The 20,459-nt window shown below is 40.7% G+C and carries 20 protein-coding genes and 1 riboswitch; of the genes, 2 read left to right on the forward strand and 18 right to left on the reverse strand.

The features are described from left to right. Positions 1-305: 305 nt before the first annotated feature. The 3 genes from DOT_RS10060 to DOT_RS10070 form a co-directional block, all read right to left on the reverse strand. Positions 306-2,855, reverse strand: a complete 2,550-nt coding sequence (locus DOT_RS10060; protein WP_009617860.1) for a PEP/pyruvate-binding domain-containing protein — start codon at positions 2,853-2,855, stop codon at positions 306-308. A 185-nt stretch (positions 2,856-3,040) separates the two neighbouring features. Continuing rightward, a complete protein-coding gene (locus tag DOT_RS10065; RefSeq protein ID WP_009617862.1) occupies positions 3,041-4,126 on the reverse strand; it encodes a HAMP domain-containing sensor histidine kinase in 1,086 nt (361 codons plus the stop codon). Further along, positions 4,123-4,800: a response regulator transcription factor gene (locus DOT_RS10070; protein ID WP_009617864.1), complete on the reverse strand. Its 678-nt coding sequence runs from the start codon at positions 4,798-4,800 to the stop codon at positions 4,123-4,125. Before DOT_RS10070 ends, DOT_RS10065 begins: the two co-directional genes overlap by 4 nt. Positions 4,801-5,503: 703 nt before the next feature. Between DOT_RS10070 and DOT_RS10075 the strand changes: the two genes are divergently transcribed. Continuing rightward, positions 5,504-6,343 carry a nitroreductase family protein gene (locus DOT_RS10075; protein WP_009617866.1) on the forward strand — a complete coding sequence of 280 codons (840 nt, stop codon included), beginning with the start codon at positions 5,504-5,506 and terminating at the stop codon, positions 6,341-6,343. Positions 6,344-6,468: 125 nt separating this feature from the next. On the opposite strand, the gene DOT_RS10080 is transcribed toward DOT_RS10075, so the two are convergent. The 8 genes from DOT_RS10080 to DOT_RS10115 all read right to left on the reverse strand — a co-directional run bounded on the left by DOT_RS10080 (position 6,469) and on the right by DOT_RS10115 (position 12,108). After that, the gene (locus DOT_RS10080; protein WP_009617868.1) at positions 6,469-7,056 is read right to left on the reverse strand and encodes a TetR family transcriptional regulator; all 588 of its coding nucleotides are present in this window, start codon (positions 7,054-7,056) and stop codon (positions 6,469-6,471) included. Positions 7,057-7,243: 187 nt separating this feature from the next. Continuing rightward, positions 7,244-8,407 (reverse strand): ATP-binding protein, encoded by a 1,164-nt coding sequence (locus DOT_RS10085; protein WP_009617870.1) that lies wholly within the window; start codon positions 8,405-8,407, stop codon positions 7,244-7,246. Then, positions 8,404-9,084 (reverse strand): response regulator transcription factor, encoded by a 681-nt coding sequence (locus DOT_RS10090; RefSeq protein ID WP_040411793.1) that lies wholly within the window; start codon positions 9,082-9,084, stop codon positions 8,404-8,406. The genes DOT_RS10085 and DOT_RS10090 overlap by 4 nt, the downstream gene beginning before the upstream one ends. A gap of 66 nt (positions 9,085-9,150) precedes the next feature. Continuing rightward, on the reverse strand, positions 9,151-9,537 hold the full coding sequence (locus DOT_RS10095; protein WP_009617874.1) for a hypothetical protein: 387 nt from the start codon (positions 9,535-9,537) through the stop codon (positions 9,151-9,153). A gap of 165 nt (positions 9,538-9,702) precedes the next feature. Then, a riboswitch (cyclic di-GMP riboswitch) is annotated at positions 9,703-9,792 on the reverse strand. A gap of 452 nt (positions 9,793-10,244) precedes the next feature. After that, a complete protein-coding gene (locus DOT_RS10100) occupies positions 10,245-10,526 on the reverse strand; it encodes a hypothetical protein (protein WP_040411794.1) in 282 nt (93 codons plus the stop codon). Continuing rightward, positions 10,510-10,824: an MBL fold metallo-hydrolase gene (locus DOT_RS10105; RefSeq protein ID WP_139024180.1), complete on the reverse strand. Its 315-nt coding sequence runs from the start codon at positions 10,822-10,824 to the stop codon at positions 10,510-10,512. The genes DOT_RS10100 and DOT_RS10105 overlap by 17 nt, the downstream gene beginning before the upstream one ends. A 278-nt stretch (positions 10,825-11,102) precedes the next feature. Then, the gene (locus DOT_RS10110; protein WP_009617878.1) at positions 11,103-11,453 is read right to left on the reverse strand and encodes a helix-turn-helix domain-containing protein; all 351 of its coding nucleotides are present in this window, start codon (positions 11,451-11,453) and stop codon (positions 11,103-11,105) included. A 25-nt stretch (positions 11,454-11,478) separates the two neighbouring features. Next, on the reverse strand, positions 11,479-12,108 hold the full coding sequence (locus DOT_RS10115; RefSeq protein ID WP_009617879.1) for a DUF3786 domain-containing protein: 630 nt from the start codon (positions 12,106-12,108) through the stop codon (positions 11,479-11,481). 484 nt (positions 12,109-12,592) lie between these two features. On the opposite strand from DOT_RS10115, the gene DOT_RS10120 reads away from it, so the two are divergent. Further along, positions 12,593-13,189, forward strand: a complete 597-nt coding sequence (locus DOT_RS10120; RefSeq protein WP_009617881.1) for a hypothetical protein — start codon at positions 12,593-12,595, stop codon at positions 13,187-13,189. Positions 13,190-13,398: 209 nt separating this feature from the next. On the opposite strand, the gene DOT_RS10125 is transcribed toward DOT_RS10120, so the two are convergent. The 7 genes from DOT_RS10125 to DOT_RS32685 form a co-directional block, all read right to left on the reverse strand. After that, positions 13,399-13,635, reverse strand: a complete 237-nt coding sequence (locus DOT_RS10125) for a hypothetical protein (RefSeq protein WP_009617883.1) — start codon at positions 13,633-13,635, stop codon at positions 13,399-13,401. 116 nt (positions 13,636-13,751) lie between these two features. Further along, positions 13,752-16,250: an FtsX-like permease family protein gene (locus tag DOT_RS10130; RefSeq protein WP_242833814.1), complete on the reverse strand. Its 2,499-nt coding sequence runs from the start codon at positions 16,248-16,250 to the stop codon at positions 13,752-13,754. 61 nt (positions 16,251-16,311) lie between these two features. After that, the gene (locus DOT_RS10135; RefSeq protein WP_139024181.1) at positions 16,312-17,376 is read right to left on the reverse strand and encodes an efflux RND transporter periplasmic adaptor subunit; all 1,065 of its coding nucleotides are present in this window, start codon (positions 17,374-17,376) and stop codon (positions 16,312-16,314) included. Then, entirely contained in the window at positions 17,373-18,050 is a 678-nt protein-coding gene (locus tag DOT_RS10140; RefSeq protein WP_009617890.1) for an ABC transporter ATP-binding protein, read from the reverse strand. The genes DOT_RS10135 and DOT_RS10140 overlap by 4 nt, the downstream gene beginning before the upstream one ends. 482 nt (positions 18,051-18,532) lie before the next feature. After that, positions 18,533-18,682 carry a hypothetical protein gene (locus tag DOT_RS30380; protein WP_009617893.1) on the reverse strand — a complete coding sequence of 50 codons (150 nt, stop codon included), beginning with the start codon at positions 18,680-18,682 and terminating at the stop codon, positions 18,533-18,535. A 325-nt stretch (positions 18,683-19,007) separates the two neighbouring features. After that, on the reverse strand, positions 19,008-19,373 hold the full coding sequence (locus DOT_RS10145) for a hypothetical protein (RefSeq protein WP_207637039.1): 366 nt from the start codon (positions 19,371-19,373) through the stop codon (positions 19,008-19,010). Between the two features lie 270 nt (positions 19,374-19,643). Continuing rightward, positions 19,644-19,814 carry a DUF6199 family natural product biosynthesis protein gene (locus DOT_RS32685; protein WP_085930980.1) on the reverse strand — a complete coding sequence of 57 codons (171 nt, stop codon included), beginning with the start codon at positions 19,812-19,814 and terminating at the stop codon, positions 19,644-19,646. Between the last annotated feature and the right edge of the window lie 645 nt (positions 19,815-20,459).

Consider the following 20,459-nt stretch of genomic DNA (forward strand, 5'->3'; position numbering starts at 1 on the left):
GCTTAATATTTCTCCATTTTTCTCGATTAACCTTCCGCTATGGTTAATAAATTTGAGCCCCTCAGTTCAAATGTTGATCCACCAAAGAATTAGGACATACAGCCTTCTGCGGCAATCACATCCGGTATTCACGGTACGTTTCTCGTTGCAGTTATCGCAGTAGGATTGCGATCATAGTTGGCATAATTACTTGGCGTTCACAGAAGATGATCACTCAGGAATAGTGCCATTTGAATAGAAAGAGCAGCTCATATTTGTTCATCCATAAACCAAAATCAGGTGGGTATCGTCCACATCGAAAGTCGTCAGTCTCCCTGCAATGTTATTGTTCCCTTTGTGCCGTCTACAAGGATTCTTTGCCCGTCCTTCAGTATGGATGTCACGTTTTCAATCGCTACAACAGCAGGGATTCCATATTCTCTGGCGACAATTGCCGCATGGGAAGTCGGGCTTCCTATTTCTGTAACCACTGCACCTGCTACCTTAAAGAGCGGCGTCCAGACCGGGGCGGTATGGGTTGATACCAGGATATCTCCCTTTTTTATCTTATTGAATTCTTGAGGGCCTCTTACGATACATACGGTGCCTTCGTAAACACCGCTGCTCACCGAAAGTCCTTTCAGCTCATCCAAAGCTCCTTGTTTATCTGGGCATGCTTTGTTGTTTGGTTTAAATTCCGGAATAGAACCGGTTGATACCAACCAGTGCACTCCTCTTTTATGGGCAGCGCAAACCTTTGTCAGGGCAGACTTGCGTTTCACTATTCTTTCTTGCACTGCCAACTTCCCTTCCGCCGCAGAACCGAGTTCGTCAAGAAAGAGATAGAATACATCGTCCTTCTCCTTGATGATTGCCTTTGCAGTCAGAAGACCGCCAAGCTTCAAGACCATTCTGCGTATGCAGGCTGTGAGCTTCTCCAGCATAAACGAACTTTCTTCTCTGACGATGATTTCATTTCTGGCTTGCTCAAGAAGTTGTTCGAATTTATGATACTTGCCCAGCGAAAGTCCTTGCTCAACTCGCTTTTTGGCGGCTTCATAATCGGCTTTCTGCTTTTCGGAGTTTTCTTCGGCATTTAGCAGTGTGGGATCACTTAGCAAGGCATCAATCAAGCCCTGAATGACTTCCGGTTTTTCATTCCAGGTCGGAGTCCCCAGCAGAGCCAAACCCGAAGCAGGTCTGTCTCCATAAACACTTATAAACCTGTTGAATTCCCTGTGAAAATGTTCCTTATTCTTTCCTTTAATCACCACCTGTGCTACTTTGGTCAAAGCTTCATTTTGAAGAGCCGTTCTGAACGGCAAGGCTCTAAGCAGACAATCTTTCACCTCAGCAGCCTTAATCTTTCCCACCGCTTTTTTGACCAAACGGTTCAGCTTGAAATCGCTAATCCAGCCGGACATGGAAAGCACACGAAACCTTCTGCAAAGCAAATCCCCGAATTCTGTCAAGGCTTGTTCGATAAGTTGGGCAAGGTTTTTGCCATCATCCGCATTTCTAGCTGCTGCCTCCATCCTCTTCAACCATGCATTCATTTCCACGGCAAGTGGTTTCCATCGCTCCTCAATACCCTCAGATCTTACTGTCAACAATGCAGCCGGTGCCTTCCATACTATTGCTAGGGACACGCCCGGCTGACCGACGCCCACCGCCACACAGCCGCTTTCTCTCTCCACAAGCCTGAGCAGCTGTTTGGGAATTTTGAGTCCCGTATCCTGTAACGAAAGGTAGAAGGCCCGATATCGGTGATAAAAGTAAGCAAAATCCAGCGGAGTCAGAGGCTCTGAAAAATGCTCCATGGCGGCTTGCAGGACAAATGAGGGTTTTTTCTTCGGATAAATGATCTCATCCTCAGGGCCTAAAATCCGTAAATCTTCAGGTTTGGATTGCAACGTAGTGATTGGCCTAGCCTGAAGCAGGTATACGTTTCCTTTTGAACACGCCCATTCGGTATCCTGGGGTATACCAAAGTGTTTCTCCACAAGCTGCGCAAGCTTGGCCAGCTGGGCAAGCTCATTTTCCCCCAGGCAGTAGGAGTTTTGCTGGGATAGAGGAACCTTTTCGCTCCTTGTCCCCTCTTGGGTCAGGATTAGTTTATGATCTTTTGAACCGAGGACCTTTTCCTTCACCCGCCCGTCCTTGGTCAGAATAAAGGTATCCGGGGTTATCAGACCGCTGACAACCGTTTCGCCAAGGCCATATCCGGCACTTATTAATGCTTCATCCTTGCTTTGATTGACAGGATTCGCTGTAAACATGACGCCCGCAACCTCGGAATCGATCATCGCTTGAACAACAACCGCCAGCTCGACCAACAGATGCTCAAAACCCATGCTGATCCGGTAGCATATCGCCTGCGCACCCCAAAGACTAGCCCAGCATTTTTTCACATGCTTAAGCACAGCCTCCTTTCCGCAGATCCCTAAAAAAGTGTCATGCTGTCCGGCAAAGGACGCCGAGGGTAAATCTTCAGCGGTTGCACTTGAACGTACTGCAACCAAAATGTTGGCATCGGATCCTGTTTTTATAGCTAAGCTTTCCAAGGCCTTGATCACTGCTTCTTGCACTTGAAGAGGCATTGGAGTCTCTTCAATCCAGGATGAGATATCTCTGCTTGCGTCTGCTACTGTTACTGCTGTAATATCTTGAAGCTGGAGATCCTCAAGCCTTTTTGCTATCCGTTCCTGAAGCCCTGACTCTTCAAGATGGAGGTGATAGGCGCCGGTTGTAACGACAAAGCCTGGCGGAACCGGCAGCCCTACACGAATTAGCTCGCCGAGATTGGCGCCCTTACCTCCTGCCTCCGGTAAGGAATGCTTATTGAGTTCAGATAAAGTTTTTGTATAATTTAACATCTGCATTGCTCCTTTATAATTTCAGCGTTTCTAGCCTTATATTTGTTGATAGGAGTATCATAAAGGTCCAACTTAAACGCAAATTAAATGGAACTTAAACGCAATGTAAACAGAACAAACAAATAAAACACCGCAGATGTATTGCTGAACATACATCCGCGGTGTTAATCATGCTTTTTCGATTTTTATTGTTTATCTATTCGTGGCAGCGTAATAATAAACTCTGTCCCTTTGCCAAGGGCACTATTAAGGTTTATCTGTCCATCGTGCATAGTCACAATTTTTTTCACTAAGGATAAACCCAATCCATTGCCACCAAGTGAACGATCTCTTGATTTATCCACCTTAAAGAATCTCTCAAATAGATGGATCTGGTCTGTCTCTGAAATACCGATGCCGTTATCAGCGATGCTGCAGCATACCGCATTTTCGTTCTTTGTCAATGTAACGCTGATATTTCCAGCCGCCGGGGTAAACTTTATGGCATTGTGAAGAAGATTTACCCACACCTGCGAGAGCAATCCCTCATCCCCAGTAAACATAAGCTTTTCCAGCGAAAGGTCAAGAATAATGTCTTTCTCCAGCCATTGCGGCTCCAGCATCAATATGGCACTTTCGATCTGCTTATCCAGCCTGAATTCATGCGCTGCAAAGGAAACATGCTCTGATTCCAACGTTGATAATTTCAGAAGATTATCGCTCAGTTTGGACAATCTCCTACTTTCTGTTTCGATAACCTCGACATAATGCCTTCTTAGTTCCGCGCTAAGCGCTTCATTTTTGAGAAGCGCCGCGAATCCACTGATCGAAGTAAGGGGCGATTGTATCTCGTGGGAAACATTGGAGATAAACTCCTGTCTTAACTTCTCCATAGAGCCAAGTTCTTTAGCCATCTTGTTGACACTTTCGGAAATTCCATTAAAATCATTTCTCGGGTTGTTTAAATCAGTTGTTGGAATGACTACCTCAAAATCACCCTGGGCGATTTTATTCAAGGCGTTCGTCACGGTTTTGATATAATCCATCTGCCTATTATTAAACCTACCATGGAATATACGATGAGCGATTAGCAATATAAGGCTAACGGTTCCGGCAAACACCAGCAAGCCGAAGAGGATAGAGACAATATAGGCCCAGAGTTGGCTTGGACGGCCTGAAGCGGAAAAAAGCAATTCAGCTAACCCATAGCCAACCACTAAAAAACAGAGACTAATAAATCCAGCCGCCAGCGCACGGGCGACACCGGCTGCTAACATTCGTAGGTCTTTCAAGTCAACACCTCCAAACGATAACCAAGCCCTCGTACTGTTGTTATCTTAAACCGATATTGTTCTGCCGGGAAGCGCTCGCGCAATCGATTGACATGGACATCAAGTGTCCGCTCATTCCCTTCAAAGTCATACCCCCAGATATCCTCGATCAATTGATCCCGAGGGAACGTCTTGCCCGAAGTGCCTGCCAGCTTAAACAATAGTTCAAATTCCTTCATGGGGATGTCCATCTTTTCGTTATCCGTGCAGACGGTGTGGCTATTTCTATCAATGGTTAAGGTTCCGATTTGAACACTCTGTGAGGAGACTATTTTATAGCGGCGGAGCAAGGCCTTCACTCTGAGGATCAGCTCAGGAGCCTCAAAGGGCTTTGTTAGATAATCATCAATACCTCGCTCAAAACCTTTGATCTTCTGACTGATTTCCCCATCAGCGGTTAGCATCAAAATAGGTATATCCTCATAGTTTTGACGAATAATGCGGCATAGTTCAAAACCATCCATTTTTGGCATCATGATATCTATGATGCATAAGTCAGGTATTTCTTCGCTGAATTTTTGGAGCGCAACCCGACCATCGGTTGCCTCATAGATGCTGAAACCCTCATTTATTAATAATGTGCTTACAAGTTCGCGAATGTAATTATCGTCATCCACAATCATTATCCTGCCCATTGAAAACTTCACCTCCTGTATATCTTTTAGCATATAACAGAAAAGTAAACGGAGTATAAATTACTTAAAGTATAACGTCTTACTCTGAGATTACAGAAATAACAAGAATGCAAAGAGGAGCAGTCATAAATTTAATAGTAATCATGGCTTCATACCCCTGCAACCTTCATACAAAAATTGGTGTTTCTATAATTCATAGCATACAGCCGCTCCGGTCTCCATTACCCTTAAAATATATTTTGACACCTCAACATGAACAGGATGAACCAAATAAGCGCCCATAAAAACTTCCATAATCTGATCCCCCTGTTTTCATGATTAATAGCTAACCACCATATTTCAATTATACCGACCATAACTCAACGACGTTAGGTTAAGTTTGATTTCTTTATTTGTATTTCTCAAGGATTTGATCTAATTTAATTTGAATCATTTCCCGTATGTTCTGTGGGGTCAGGACTTCAACATCCACTCCAAAAGAAAGGATATAGTTAAACAGCCACTCACTTTCCGGTAAAGCGGTCGCAATCGTAAAAGAGCCATCCAGCTTTAGCCGTAAAATCTAATAATAAGTTACATATATAATAACTTGTAATTTATAATGTATTGTGATACAATCCATGTTGTAAATTTCATATTTTAATACTTGTAACTCATAACAACAAGGTTGTTTGTAAGTCAGCGTAAAGGGAGGAAATATAACATGGAAAAAGATAATATGGATTTGATACAGGTTGATCCGACAAAATGTACTAAGTGTGGCAGTTGTGCCAAAGTCTGCCCGACGGGTGTTATAGGTATGGATGAACATGGACCGAAGGCCATAGGACAATTTTGCATTGCCTGCGGTCACTGCGTGGCTATTTGTCCCTCGGAAGCACTCGACAATGTGAAAACACCTTTAGCCAATCAAGTACCACTTGAAAAGATACCAGTTCTGGACGAAGATACTGCGGCTCTGTTTCTCCGTCACAGGCGTTCCACTAGGGAATTTCAAGAGAAGCCCGTTCCTAGGGAAAAGATTAGGCAGCTTCTAGACATTGCCAGATTTGCGCCGACAAGTGGCAATTCACAAGGAGTTTCCTATCATGTCATTGATGATCGGGACACACTGCGTAGTATTACCTCCGTTTCCATTGACTGGCTGGAAGAGGCATTGCAATCTCCACCTTATGCCGGATCACGGTATGCGGCACCCTTTGCTGCGCACATAGCCAACTACCGTCAGAACGGTCAGGATGTTGTATTGCGTGATGCCCCTTGTCTAATAATACCCATAGTTGACAAAAACTCTTTGCCCATTGGTCGCGACAACACTCTATTTTCACTGGCTTATGCGGAACTTTACGCACCTTCCATCGGTCTTGGAACCTGCATTACTGGATTTTTTAACTCTTGCGCCGCTTCCGGCTATCAGCCACTGCTCAACATTTTAAACCTGCCAGAAAATATGCATGTTACAAGTGGGTTGATGGTTGGTTATCCGAAGTATGCCTATCGGCGTTTGGTAGACAGAAATCAGTTACAAGTTACTTGGCAATAGATAGCAAACAACCTTATATTTTTTAGTATTCGTTTGATTTTGAAAATGGAGTAACCATGAACAATATATTATTTTGAATAAAAAAAAGGGCCGCCTTATCGGCGGCCCTGTCTTTCCTTCATGATTCATTTGTTGGGATTTCTAAGACCACTTAACAGAAGATTTACAACGGAATCTATGTTTTGCTTTCTGTTAGGATCTTCAAATGAGTCTGGGTGGATAAAAACGCTGGTTGCAAGATATACTGATTTTGCTGCTTGATGGGAAGATTCTGCAAAAAATACACCTTCTGTAATTCCTTGTAATATAATCTTCTCGATTTTATTAATCCCATCTTCTCTGACCTTTTCTATTACTTCCATTGAGTTACGGGCTAGTTTGATGTAATTTGCAAACATTTCTGGGTCATTAATCGCGCTGAGACGCTTAGCTTCCGCAAAATTCTCGAGTAAATGATAAAGCTTAATATCAGCTGGACTATCTTCTATTAATATGTCATTTGATGATGCATGCAAACGTGCGAGCCAGCGTTCTGTAACGGCATTCCATAGGGCTGTTTTTCCATTGTAATATCTATAAATGGCAGCGTGGCTTACTTTTAATAATTTTGCCACGTCAGTGATATTCGCTTTGTCTGGTCCGAAACGGCGAATGACCTCATCTGTTGTATTGAGAATTATTTCTTTATCTAACGAGATCTTATCCAAATTCATCACCGTTTCCTCTTTTAATGTTTCAAATTATATCATGTTTAGTTTTACGTTTCAAGTTACAATGATTGTAACATCGGTTCTAGGGGGCTCCTCCATGACGCCATCAAGAGTGATATACATGGATGCAATTACTTTTCTCATTTTGTTTCTCCTGCAGCGGTCTCGCTGGTCAGTTCATAATCTCTGATTACAAAATTAATGATATTGTGAATACTGAACCCCGTCCCAATCTACTGTCAACAGAGATTTCCCATCCATGCTTTTCAACTATTGTTTTAACAATGGACAAACCAAGCCCAGCTCCGCCCTCTTTTCGCGAGCGAGATTTGTTCACACGGTAAAACGGCTCAAAAATCTGCTCCAATTCGTCTGCCGGAATACCGTTGCCCATATCGGTTATGATAATCTGCCCAACTTTATCATCTGCCTTCGTTTCAATCCGTATTGTTCCGCAGTCTTGATTGTATTTTGCTGCGTTTTCCACAAGATTGAAACACGCTCTATAAAGCAAAACCGGATTCCCACAAACCGTTTTTAGACCACATTGAAGTTCCGTTTTAAGATGCTTATCCTCAAACAGCGGACAGAGTTCACTTAAAATAGATTCAAACATGCCTTGTAGGTTAATGGGAACGGTCTCGAATTCCTCATTCTCGTCATAAAGACTCATCAAATCATCCACGACTGCCATTAGACGTTTTACATTCCGCTCCGTGGTTGCCAGTGTTTCCTCGTATTCGGAAACGGATGGGTTTTTATCAAGATGAAGCACCTGAATTCCCGCATTGATCGTGGCCAGCGGTGTTTTCAATTCATGGGCCACATTGGCGGAAAAACGTTTTTGCCTTAAAAACGACTGTTCAAGCCGATCCAGCATGATGTTAAAAGAGCAACCCAGCGTTCCGAGCTCATCTTTTCTATGATCGTCCGGGATACGCTGTCGCAAATTGTCCTCACTGATTGCGGAAATCGTCCTGCTCAATTGATGGATCGGTCGAAGCGACCTGCCTGCGACAATATATACCATACCCATTCCTAACACGGATACAACTACAAGGATAATGAAATTCGTTGTATTAAATTGTTCCCTTGCCTGGGTCAGCATTGGCACGTTTGCTTTGGGTAATGTTGTTGCTGTGTCGTTTGAATTCCAATCCACGTGACCCTGATCGTATGGAGCTTCAGTACTCGGAATAACCGAATAAGAGCCGCCGGCAAGCGTTACAGCATTAAATTGCGCATGCGCGTTATAATAAGCACCGAATGCCAGGGCCGTGGAACAAAGCAGTAAAATAGTACCGGAAAGCAATGTAATGCGCATTCTCAGGGAAATCCTGTTCATGTATTTCATTCGCCCACCTCCCCTATTTTATACCCCATCCCGCGGACATTCCGGATGAGTTCCTGCCTGCAGCCCGTTTCAGCCAGCTTTTTTTTCAGTGAATGAATATGATATTTCAAGGTGTCGGGGAATAAATCGGAGTCGCTGTCCCAAACATGATTCAGAAGCTGCTCCGTACTGGCGACCTGTCCTTTGTGGAGCATCATATATTCTAAAATTGCATATTCCTTTTTGGTTAAGAATAATTTAACCGAACGGAATGAAACAACCTTTGTTGCCATATTTAATTTCAGGTCGCCGCAGGAAAGCTTGTTTCCCTGCTGGATATAGGCGATACGTGTTAAAGTTCGTATTCTTGCCTCCAATTCCAAAAAGTCAAAAGGCTTAGTCAGATAATCGTTGGCGCCCATGTCTAGCCCTTGTACCCGGTCATCAACCGCATTGCGGGCAGATAAAATCAGGATCTTTGCTTTTTTATCGTTTTGTCTAATGCTTCTCAGGACTTCCAAACCGTCAATTTTCGGTATGTTTAAATCGAGTATGATTACGTCGTACTCATTCATTCTGTAGTAATCCAATGCTTCCTCTCCGTCATAGGCTGTATCTACAGCGTAGCCGCATTTTTTAAGTCCACGGGCAACAATCCCAGATAATTCTTCTTCATCTTCAACCAATAATAGTTTCATAAAGCCTCCAATATAAAAACAGGCAAGGCGAACAACCCAAATGTTGTTCACCCTGCCGATTTCAAATTATTTTGCCGCTGTGGTAGAGTTTTGTCCAGAGGTAAGGGAATGTAAATCCTGCGGACCGAGAGTTTCAACCGTGAAGTTGTCCCCTAGGAAGTCTGAGGCATCGACATTGTCGGAGATAGCCGCAACCGACACGCCCGAGGCGTCAGTCAACGTCGAATTGAGCGCAGTTGTGGCGGTCTGGCCGCCCTCGATATGGGGGGTGACACCTTCGACAACAGTATAGGTGCCTGGCATAATGTCCGCTTTCGACAGATCTAAAGGCCCGACAGAGACAGAGGTGAGTGAGGTCCCCGTTGTTGCTGCCATTGCAGTTGCTGCACCTCCCAAAGACATTACTGCTACTGCAAGACTTACGATAATCTTTTTGTGTTTTGTAAATAACATGTTGTTTGCTCCTTTCAATTGTTACATTTATTTGTATCAGGTTGCAACCTGTAATTAGAGTATAGCAAGCCAATGGTTGAGAAATAGTTAGGAAACTTCAATTACAAATAATTTTTTTGAATAAAATTACGTCCTAACATTTTTCTTATGCTGCTTTAATTATACTGCGGCAGCCAGGCTGTCATAGTACTCATAAGCGCTTTAGATCCGATGGCTTTGCGTCCCTGCCTTTTAACAAGTTTGCCCTTAGGCTGAGATTTAATTATAATTTGCAATTATACTGTTAAAATATAGGCAGTTATACTAAGGCACTTTCTTTTCCACAACTCTCTCTTTATCCTGCATTTCCGGAATTATTTAATGATGAAACCTTAAAAAGCCAGATCCTAAGATCTAGCAATACGAATAAGATACGTTCCAGCATACTCCACGTCACCACAAAAAGACTATATGCTCCCTCAAAGCCACTCAAGAGAGAATTAAGAAGCCAAAAGCGGAACGTAACAAACTATCAATAGGAAATGGGAAGAGACAGATGACCCCGCAAAACTCTTTACTGCCCGCTTTTGGAGTGAATGGTGACAGATCAAGAAAATCAATTCGTCAATCATATTCATTTATTACTCGGATACCACCAGCAAGTTCTACGGCTGAGTCTCCTCAATTTTTACTATTCTTTAATGAATCCATTAAACTAAAGAGTTTACCTATGGATTATAGATTATATCAACCCAGCCTTGATACTGCGTAATGTTACCCCGTTCGCTGAGCGTCACTGTGATGTGATTCACACCCGGAGTTAAGAGTCTATAATCCTTCTGTATTTCCTGATTTAGATTTTCCCCGTTCCCATATCCATTAATCGTGCTAAAACCCGTCGGCGAGGTAATCTTCACAGTTGCCTGCAGGTTCACGGCATATTTGGGAACATCCCATTGAAGAATCGCTGGTTCATCGCCTGTAAAGGTTAAATTATTTCCTGGTGCCACAATCTGAAGTGGTACGATGTTCACAGGTGAACCCCAGTGAGATAGCTGCTTCTCTCGATAGGCCTGAATCTAATAGGAAGGTTTCACCAATTTTTGGGGCTATTAGCTTAGCATCTGCCTGTTTTGCCTCTTTTAATGCTCGTTTTATAGGTTCATTCCAGCCATAAAAAGCTAATGTAAATCCTCCCCAGTGCATTAACATCATAGTTTTACCCTTTACATCTAAATGAGCCTGAACAGCTTGCTCTGGTGTCATATGGACCCAAGACCATCGTCGATCATATTGACTGCCTCCCATATTGCACCAAAACCATTCATTATGAAAAGATTTAAACGGCCTGTCCCAGAATCGTAGGCGCCTACGATTCTGGGACAGGGCTGGGCTATATAAAATGTGTAGTCAAAAATTCAATTTAGGAAGGCGATATGGTGGTCGCCGAAAGTTCCGCGAACCGCATTCTGCCCCGAACTGCCCTTAAAGGAGTTACATTTTCATTTGATACGGTATCTTCAGTCAAATGGGTTGCGAGAAATTCTGTATAACTGCTAGAAGTTATCTGACGTGGCCCGTTTTTTCTAATTTACATCAGAACTGAAGTTTGATTTTTCTACCCAGTCCGAAAGAGCCTTTTTACTAAATATGTCTTGGCCACCAAGCCTTACATGTGGGATAGCATCAATTACCTTAAATAACCGATCCTCTGTAATTTGCAGGTAATTGGCCGCCTGAGCTTGGTTTAATATATCATTTTGAGAAGTGTTTGCTCTACTCATATAAGACGTAATATTTTGCGAGGCTTGAACAATGCTATTTGAATTACTCGTAACACTATTCTCTATTGATCTACTAATCCAATAGCATCCAACGAGAATTGATAATGCTAGAAACACGATAGTCAAAGCAAGTACCTTTTGCCCTCTCTCCACGAGTTCACCCTCTCTCTAATAGAGCTTACACCCAACCGGCTGTGTCTCCCGTTTTGGCGGTCATAATCATTGCCCTCACAAGGCATCCCTCCAAAAAAGCCAGACATTCAAACTCCATAAAGTGTGAAGCATGTTTATCAAAGAAGATCTGAACTTCGCAAGGAAATTCATCATCTCCATCATTATAAATAATCTGGAGAGGGATTTTCGGTAATGCTTTCAGAAGCCATGAATAACGATCTGTTTTCAACTTACCGTTAAAAACTCCTCCTAATCTGCCCATAGTTTTGCTGAATGTTACATAATCTCCATTGAATGTTTTACCGAGCGGATCGGTCATCCATTTTATATTTGTGTTGAATATTATTCCCGGGCCAGCAAGATAAGAAATCGGGACATAGGATAAAGCTGGTTCACTCACACCTTTGGACAAGGTATAGTAAGCCAGTACACTGCGGTTGTTGACATTAACTGGCATACCGTCCGTCGGGTTAACACCACGAGAACTAATCGCGTATTCTCGGCCAAGAAAACTGACAGCTAAAGTACCGTCCTGCTGAGGTGACAAATCAAGACGTTCGGCAACCTCTAACAAATCACATTCGCTCAATTTGGGTATAAGGCTTTCATAAATTTGTTCGTAACCACTACTCATAAGATACTCCTTTCATTGTGTGCTGCGGAGTTTCATTATCAAGATACTGAAGTTCAACTTTATTCTTTAGTGTAATTATTCTGCCTTTGGTAGTCTTTTCCTGCCTGTAAACCTACAATCATACAAAAAGTCACACTTAAGTGTAACTCGTGTAGGTAATTGATTGCTAGAATCTGTACAATAAATTGCGGAAAATACTATGAATTTTTCTTTTTAATAGTTTTAATTAATCTACCACTTGCATTTCCTTTGGATACTGAACACTGACTTTAGGAGCTTGTGGGAACATATTACTATCAAAAAAATATCCTACGCCCGGTAATCGTCCGGGTGTAGGACATGATAGCTCTGTATAGGGTGGATAGCAAGTCTTATTTAGCACTCAAGTTACTTTCCATACACTGGAGATGGATAGAATCATAAAACGTAATAGTTATGAGCAACCTACAATTAGGTATATTTACAAGACCAAGGAGGATATTAAATGCTGAACATTTTTATGACTTTTATGATGTGGACAAAAAGGTTTAACATGTTAAAAGACTCAATAACGATTGGTTTATTAGGAGGCCTAATCGGAACTATTTTTATGGACATATCCAATTTGTTAATATTTAAAGCAGGTAAAACTGAAACCTTATATGCATATATAGCAGGTGGATTGTTTGTTGCTCCTTTTAGAACGAAACAAAAAAAGAATTATATTTTAGGTGAATTAGCACACTTTATGATTGGTTCAGTGTGGGGAATTCCGACGATCTATATACTTAAGAAAACTGGAAAAGATCATCATTTAACTAAAGGCATTTTCATATCAATACTTTCGCTTGGTAGTCTTATAGGTGGAATAAAATTTGGCATACTAAAAAAATTTAGATTAACAAAGACATATTATTCGGCATTATGGAACCATTTAGTTTATGGATTAGTTTCCACGCAAGCTATGGTTTGGCTGGCAGATCCAATAGTTTTTGAATCCTCAAACAATAAGACTGAAGACTTTAAACGATCTAAATGTGACTATAATTCTCTAGAAATAATGGACTCTAGCCATAATCTTGAAACATCGTATCAACATTAAATGGATTCCTTAGGTTATCTACTATTTATTATTAAACCTCTCGCCTCCTTAGCTGGAGAGTCTTAGCAGGAACAAAAGAAAACCTCAGGAAATTATGTATTCTCCTAAGGTTGAGGTTTCATGTTATGCACTTCTAATATTTAGTATATCACTAATAACCGACTTACTACAGATCATTCCCAAAAAATGTTGTTGAGCAAAGCTTTCGCCTAACTCAGTGTTAGGTAATGGTCGTTATAGAGACCTTCGGCTGCCACCGTTCCCATGCCGGATATACTGTTTATGGGCGGCGCCCTTGAGCCCTCCTCCTCAAGCAGGAACTTTGTGGCATGGGATTTGTATAAATCAGCCACGCCGTCCTTGAGCATAGCAATTACCGCCCCGACGACCTGATCGTTGATGCGGGAATTATTACGCATATGCGTAATTTCAGTGTTATCTTTCATCGTTCTTGCCAGATCGACTGGTGCAGCTACTTCAACCGTCGTTGTATCTTCACCAATTTTTTGCTATAGTATTTTTCTTTTGAACCCTGTTGTTTCTCAGGTTAAGGTGAACGAGTTTACTCAAGCTTAATCGACGAAACAATATCCAGCTTCGAGGATTTTAAGGCCGGGCTGATTGAGGCTATCAACATTAAGGCCATACCGGCCAAAACGTAAACTATATATGAAGCCAACGGGAAATGGATGTCCTTTGATTGATTGGTTCCAGCCAAAATAACAATCATCAATGTTCCGGTAACAACCCCGACAAAGCCTCCGATCGCTCCACCTGAAAGTGCTTCAATAAAAATCATCTTAACCGTTTGAACCTTACTCATGCCCATGGACCGGAAAACGGCCAGGGAACGCTTGCGTACGAGAAAGCTGATCAGAAGATTGTTCAATACTCCAAAAATCCCGATAATAATGGCCAAAATCGAAAAACCTGACATCAGTGTCGTCACTTGCTGATTGGAACTCATATATTCTTCCTGAAGTTTGTCTTTCGTCTGTAAGTAGGGCTTAAGCCTTATAAATTCCGTTTCAATTTCCTTAAGCACATCCTCAGGGTTTTGGGATGTCTTGATGAAAATACCAGAATAATACTGATACTGCATATCTGCCTTAAGAAATCTTTGCGAGACTAAACCATAGTTTTTACTATTGGCAAAATCATTAAAGAAACCAATTACCTTGTAATCCTTTTCACCACTGTTCAGTTTAAGCTTGATCAGATCCCCTTCGTTTATAGCCAGCCTTTCCTTTAAAGTATGGGTGAGTAAAATATTACGTCCTTCATCAAGTCGTTCAAACTCAGCTTGAATATCACCATCGCTATCAATGTTCCAGAAATCTAAAATCTTGCTTTTATCAACTCCTTTGATGCGGGATATCCTCTCATCTTTATCGGCAATTTCTACTCCGTAAGCCTCGTAATCTCCATAGACTTCTTTCACTCCGTCAATACTAAGCAGCCTGTTTTCGAGATTTCTATCGGCTTTTCCGGTATACATTTCAATATCATATAAAGTATTCTTGAACTCATCTGTAATGCTAATGACATTATCATAGCTGGCGGTATTGATCAAAAGCAAGCAGGCTATCCCTATGGCGAGCATGGATATGTTGTTGATGATATTCTGATTCTCTCTTAAATTCTTGGCAGCAAGAATCCCTATATTCCCAAAAACATACACATATACGGTTTCAAAGAGCCTGACAAACACCGCAGTAATATTGGGTACAAGCATTACGATGGCTGTAAGGATAAGAATCATCCCTACACTACCCAAAATAGGCCTTAACTCATCCGAATCAATTAAGGAAAATGCCAAAGCAATGATCATAAAGACTATGCCTAGTATCGGCCGTAGCCTTCTTCGTTTAGTATTCTTTTGTACAGAGTTTAAAACGATGTCCTTGATCGGAATTCTCGAGACTTTTAAGATAGGGATGATCGAGCTCACCAAGCAAAGGATGACCGCCATCAAGAAAGCGAGTACAAAATTCGCCCCCGAAAACTGAATCGTCGCCTTGAATTCCATTCCGTCCGATCCATTGGCCATTTTACTTAGGGCAAACGACATGAGATATAAAATTCCTACCCCTACACCACATCCTAACAGTCCACCGATGATACCGTATAAGACACTTTCTCCTAATAACAAATAGTTTGTCATGCGTTTGGTAGCACCGATACTTCTAAAAGTCCCTATGATCGGCAGCTTTTCTGTCGTAATCACCTTAAAGGAAGAGTAAATAATGAAGATGCTCATAAAGAAAACGATCGATGATAACATTAGAAATAGCGCCGATATCATAGACGTTTCGCGTTTTATTTCCTCAAGGGGAAAAAGTTCAAACACCTTGTAGTTCTTATAGTCATTGGACAACAACTCAATCATTGCTTGTTTGTCTTCAGGGTTAAGCAGCTTGATATAGATTGCCCCTACCTTGCCGCGCGCATTGCTAAAGGAACTTAAACTATCCCGCGGTACCACGGCAGCGATTGATTTTGATTTTGCCTTGAAAAATCCTGTTGAAGAACCTATTCCACTTATTTTAAATCGTTGTCTGGATGTTTTTTGACCTTGTACTAATTCCAAATCCAGACTGTCCCCTACCTTCAACTGATACTTTTCTGCGGCTGATTGGCCAATGACGATTTTTCTGCCCTCAAAAGGGTATAGGTTATCCTGCTGGTCAATCGTGAATGGGTTCATTTTTTGAAGCTCTTCAAGCGCTGCTCCTGTCAAGTTAATACTGACTTCTTCTTTCCTGTTGGGTTTATAAACGGCATTTTCCTGAATCTCACCCAGGATATATTCCGTCCGGTCTTGATAACGCTCTGCTTTATCCAGATAGAAAAACGGAGAAGAGGATTTTTCAGTAGGAACGACCGTAATATCTGCATTACCAACAGAGTCTTGAATCCCTTTGATAATCATTTGCTCTAGACTCCCAGAAATAGCGATCGAAGCAAAAAATACCCCCGAGGATAGAACGATTGCTAAGATGATTAGAAACGTCCGTAACTTTTTTTCACAAATACTTTTAAAGATGAACTTGGTGATCATGCCCAATCTTATCACTCCTAAAGTAACTCCCAGGTTATAACGATCAAAAGCTGCTCTAACTCTACTTTTTACTTACAAAATCTATTTTTACATCGACGTTGAATTCTGGAAGCAGAAAGCTATCTGGATTTTCAATCGATATTCGGACGGGGATGATCGTTTCATTGTTCTTCAGTACCGCTTTCTCGGCAATGGACATAACTTTCCCTTGGTAGGTCCGGGTTTTATCTGCTTGAGGGTTTATAATAACGTCTGCTCCGATCCTGACATCCTTAATAAATTCTTCAGCCACATCTGCCTCTATCACAAGCTTGTCCTTATTCAGGATACTTAAAAGTTTCTTCCCCTCATCATTGGTTATGATATCTCCCTGAACACAACCAACTTCAGTGACTACCCCACTGGGAACATCGGCAACAATGTCATTCCCGTTTATGTAACTTTTGTTCATCTTTTCCTGCATCCCTTGGAGGTCAAGCTCCTTGGAGGTAACCATGAGGCTCTTTTGATCTATTGAAGTTTTAAGCTGATCCAGCTCTTGTTGGATTTCCTTCCTGGTGTTAGCCTCGGAAAACCTCGCATCTTGGACAGATTTTTCCTTTTCATTGACAGTTTCTTTAAATTCATTGAGTTCACTTTGTGACAAGGCACCCGTCTTATATAATGCTTCTCTAGCCGATAAATCATCTAGCGCTTTACTTAATGATTCCTCTGCATGTTTCTGATCATTAATATATTTTCTGATATCAGGATCGGTGCTTTCATCCAGACTGCGACCTTTGGCTATATAGTCCCTATTTAAGCCGGATAATTCAAGTTGCAAAGTCTTTATTTCAAAGTCCTTGTCTCTGATTTGGGTTAGATAGTTCCGTGAGTCTAAACTTAGCAAAGCATCTCCCCGCTTTACTCTTTGTCCTTCAACAACGTTAACCTTAGTCACTTCTGTTAAAAAATCGATTGTTATATTTTTCACTTCAGTAGACTTAACCGTACCAAAGGCTTCTATGACCTGCTTTGGTTCTACTTTGGCAGTACTTTTATCCTCAGTTTTTTCGGTTTCTTTTCCACACCCTGAGATACTTAACATCAATACCCCGATAAGAACTATCATTAAGATTCTTCTCATGCTTGACATACCTTCCCGTCTTTTAAGTTAATGATTCTTTGACCATAATCTGCTGCTTCCTTGGAGTGTGTAACTTGAACAATGGTTCTTCCTTTTTCCTGATTAATTGCCTTCAGAAGTTCCATAACCTCAGTTCCTGTTTTTGAATCAAGATTTCCGATTGGCTCATCGGCTAAAATAATCTCAGGTTCATTAATTAGGGCCCTGGCAATAGCTACTCTTTGCTGCTGGCCCCCGGATAGCTCCTTCGGCGTATGGTTTCTTCTATCTGTTAGACCCACAATCGTTAAAATGTCATGGAGTTCGTCCTTGTAATTTTTAACATTTTTCCCGTCAAGAAGTACAGGGAGTAAAATATTCTCTTCTACACTCAAATTTGGGATGAGATTATAAAATTGAAAGACAAAACCTATCTCTTTTCTACGCATGGAGCTTTCTTCTTTATCCTTCATTTTGGAAATTTCATGACCATTTACTCTGATGCAGCCGGAGGTTGGTTTATCAAGCCCACCGATTAAGTATAAAAGAGTACTTTTCCCTGAACCTGATGGTCCCATAATCGAGACAAACTCACCCTTGTGAATAAGTACATTAATATCCCTTAAAACCTCCACATCGACTGTCCCTAGTTTATAGGCCTTCCATAAATCGACTGTTTCGATAACTGATTCCATATTCGCACCTCAACTATTATAAGTTAGAAATAGGAAGCCCACTCTTATTGATTTCTTAATGCACTAAATAAGAGTGAAACCAAACTGTATATTTATATTGACGCAGAATCTTGGTTAGATACTTCATATTTTTTAAAATTCGATATTTTTCTAGATATATTTTATCTTAATACTCTTGATTATTTCTTAACAAGATATTAATAAAGTATTAATTGTTCCTTAGAAACCGTAGATCTTCACTACGTCCTGCCCACCAAGCGCTATAACTTCGTTAATCTTTGAATGATTGCAGGATAAAAACTCCTCCAGAGCATAAGGCAGATTTTATCTTGGTCATGGAGGATAACACGGTGGAAATTCATCGTGTGCTTCACAGCAAACAGGATTTCCACGGCTTCTTGTGAGCCGATCGGTCCATAATTTGCTTGCCCTTTGCTGATCACCAGATCAGCTTTTTTGTACTAGGCAGAAAGTATAACCTTTCATTCCATACTTTCTGGAAGCATAAGTGCAACTAAGGTGGCCGCCTCGCTAAGGCTTGCAGGAATGCTAATCCGTGCGAAGACAGTGTCTTCGTGGGCGCCAGCCAAGTTTTCTTTATAGGCCTGGATAGGTTCCTCCGAAATACACACAAATTATTGGATATTCTTTCAAAAAGATGACCCCAAATGCAATTTTCATTCGGGGTCATCTGCTGTATTGCTAAACTTAGGATAAATACTGCTGGTTGTGACAAATTTTTACGCTTAAATTCGGATGTCATTCAATACGGAAGTTAATTTCCATGCCACACAAATTATTGCAGTAATAAGAATGGTTAGAATGTACGGATACAAGATGAAAGGGGATTTATTGTCTATAATGTTCATAACATTATGTTAATTATCGATGTGTCCTAACGCATTTATTATCCTCTAAGTGTCGGGAATTCGATTATGCAACGATGGACTGCTATCATTATTCGAAATAGACATTCCTTTTGACTATTTCTGGGTTTCCTTCAATCTCAAAGGAATTTTCACCAGTCTTTATCATATTTACATTTTCCTTATGATCTTGCCCATATATCCGTTTGACCAACTTAATTCCAGGAATAATATTTTTCTCTTGCATTACTAGAATCCCAAAGCTGGTTGTAGCACCTCCATTTGTTCTATATGCAACAATATCAGAATTATCCAAGCTCAAATTCTTAATTTGCTCAAAACCAATTGGTGCAATCATAATTGGCATCAATAATATTCCTAGTATACAAGGGATTACCCATATGAGTGTATTTAAAATCTTAGCAACCAGACTTCTAAAGAAAAAACCTTTTATCATTAGAACGGTTGGTATAAGTAAAACAAAAATCGTAAATACACTATTTAACAGTCGGCTATCAAATCTTATTACTGGGTAAAGAAAGTTGAATATTGCGATTATGTAGAGCGCTATTAACAATATATATTGAAAGCCTTTATAGAGAGATATTTTCAATAAGTTCTCTCCTTTCTCATGTGACCTAATAATATTGTTCAGTGTCATATAACGTTGGGAAGCCCCCTTTAGGTCAATTCTTACGCAGTATAAGAATGATGTTCATTAGTCTCTTTAGTTAGGAACTAATACCCAAATAACAATGAAGATAACGACAGCCATTATTCTGTTAATTATTAAATACAGTTCACTCGGCTCGGCATTTTTAAATTTCCAGCCTTCAGAAATCATCCATGTAATTCTAGGATTTATTATGGTAATAAGTAGAAATATACTTGCAATCATTTTTATAAATCCAGGCACTTCAAATCCCTCCCCACTTTTTCATTCCTTAGTACCCAACTGATACTCAAAATCCTACAACATTAAGAATACTACGACAATATTTCTTTAACTATTCTTCTTTTTAAGAAATACCAGGTCGATAAAAGATACCCCAAAGGCAAGACTTACAGATGAATAAAGAACTTTAGTAGAATTCAATTTTGATGTTTTGAAAAAATAATCGGACATAAATACTAAAAGAAATAATGAAACACTATATAAAAATGATAATCTTACAAATTTAAATATTCTTATCCTTAATTCAACCCATTTCAACTCTTTCATACGCAAAATAATAATACTAAGAAAATAAAAAGCTAGTAAAAAAAGAAAGATACAATAGCCTATCAAAAATCTAACCGCAAATACGTTTTTGGCATTTTTGTAAATAATAAACATTGTAATTATTAATCCGATAACGCCCATTGCATAAAGAATTTTATTTAAGTTAAACAGTCCATACCCCTCCTTGATTCAAGCAAAAAATTACGCACTAATTAACCTCTACTTGTCGAGTAAGTCAGGAGCCTCTCGGCTCCCTTCTCCTCTAAGAACCGTACTTGTTCCTTTCAAAACATACGGCTCAAGCCATCCTTTATCTCAAAT

This window comes from Desulfosporosinus sp. OT (assembly GCF_000224515.1).
Taxonomy (GTDB): Bacteria; Bacillota; Desulfitobacteriia; order Desulfitobacteriales; family Desulfitobacteriaceae; genus Desulfosporosinus.

What these genes read in the sequence shown, in the direction of transcription:
- DOT_RS10060 (WP_009617860.1), bottom strand. Translation starts at nt 2,855, where the DNA reads ATGTTAAATTATACAAAAACTTTATCTGAACTCAATAAGCATTCCTTA.
- DOT_RS10070 (WP_009617864.1), bottom strand. Translation starts at nt 4,800, where the DNA reads ATGGGCAGGATAATGATTGTGGATGACGATAATTACATTCGCGAACTT.
- DOT_RS10075 (WP_009617866.1), top strand. Translation starts at nt 5,504, where the DNA reads ATGGAAAAAGATAATATGGATTTGATACAGGTTGATCCGACAAAATGT.
- DOT_RS10080 (WP_009617868.1), bottom strand. Translation starts at nt 7,056, where the DNA reads ATGAATTTGGATAAGATCTCGTTAGATAAAGAAATAATTCTCAATACA.
- DOT_RS10085 (WP_009617870.1), bottom strand. Translation starts at nt 8,407, where the DNA reads ATGAAATACATGAACAGGATTTCCCTGAGAATGCGCATTACATTGCTT.
- DOT_RS10090 (WP_040411793.1), bottom strand. Translation starts at nt 9,084, where the DNA reads ATGAAACTATTATTGGTTGAAGATGAAGAAGAATTATCTGGGATTGTT.
- DOT_RS10095 (WP_009617874.1), bottom strand. Translation starts at nt 9,537, where the DNA reads ATGTTATTTACAAAACACAAAAAGATTATCGTAAGTCTTGCAGTAGCA.
- DOT_RS10105 (WP_139024180.1), bottom strand. Translation starts at nt 10,824, where the DNA reads ATGGGAGGCAGTCAATATGATCGACGATGGTCTTGGGTCCATATGACA.
- DOT_RS10115 (WP_009617879.1), bottom strand. Translation starts at nt 12,108, where the DNA reads ATGAGTAGTGGTTACGAACAAATTTATGAAAGCCTTATACCCAAATTG.
- DOT_RS10120 (WP_009617881.1), top strand. Translation starts at nt 12,593, where the DNA reads ATGCTGAACATTTTTATGACTTTTATGATGTGGACAAAAAGGTTTAAC.
- DOT_RS10125 (WP_009617883.1), bottom strand. Translation starts at nt 13,635, where the DNA reads ATGAAAGATAACACTGAAATTACGCATATGCGTAATAATTCCCGCATC.
- DOT_RS10130 (WP_242833814.1), bottom strand. Translation starts at nt 16,250, where the DNA reads ATGATCACCAAGTTCATCTTTAAAAGTATTTGTGAAAAAAAGTTACGG.
- DOT_RS10135 (WP_139024181.1), bottom strand. Translation starts at nt 17,376, where the DNA reads ATGAGAAGAATCTTAATGATAGTTCTTATCGGGGTATTGATGTTAAGT.
- DOT_RS10140 (WP_009617890.1), bottom strand. Translation starts at nt 18,050, where the DNA reads ATGGAATCAGTTATCGAAACAGTCGATTTATGGAAGGCCTATAAACTA.
- DOT_RS10145 (WP_207637039.1), bottom strand. Translation starts at nt 19,373, where the DNA reads ATGATAAAAGGTTTTTTCTTTAGAAGTCTGGTTGCTAAGATTTTAAAT.
- DOT_RS32685 (WP_085930980.1), bottom strand. Translation starts at nt 19,814, where the DNA reads ATGATTGCAAGTATATTTCTACTTATTACCATAATAAATCCTAGAATT.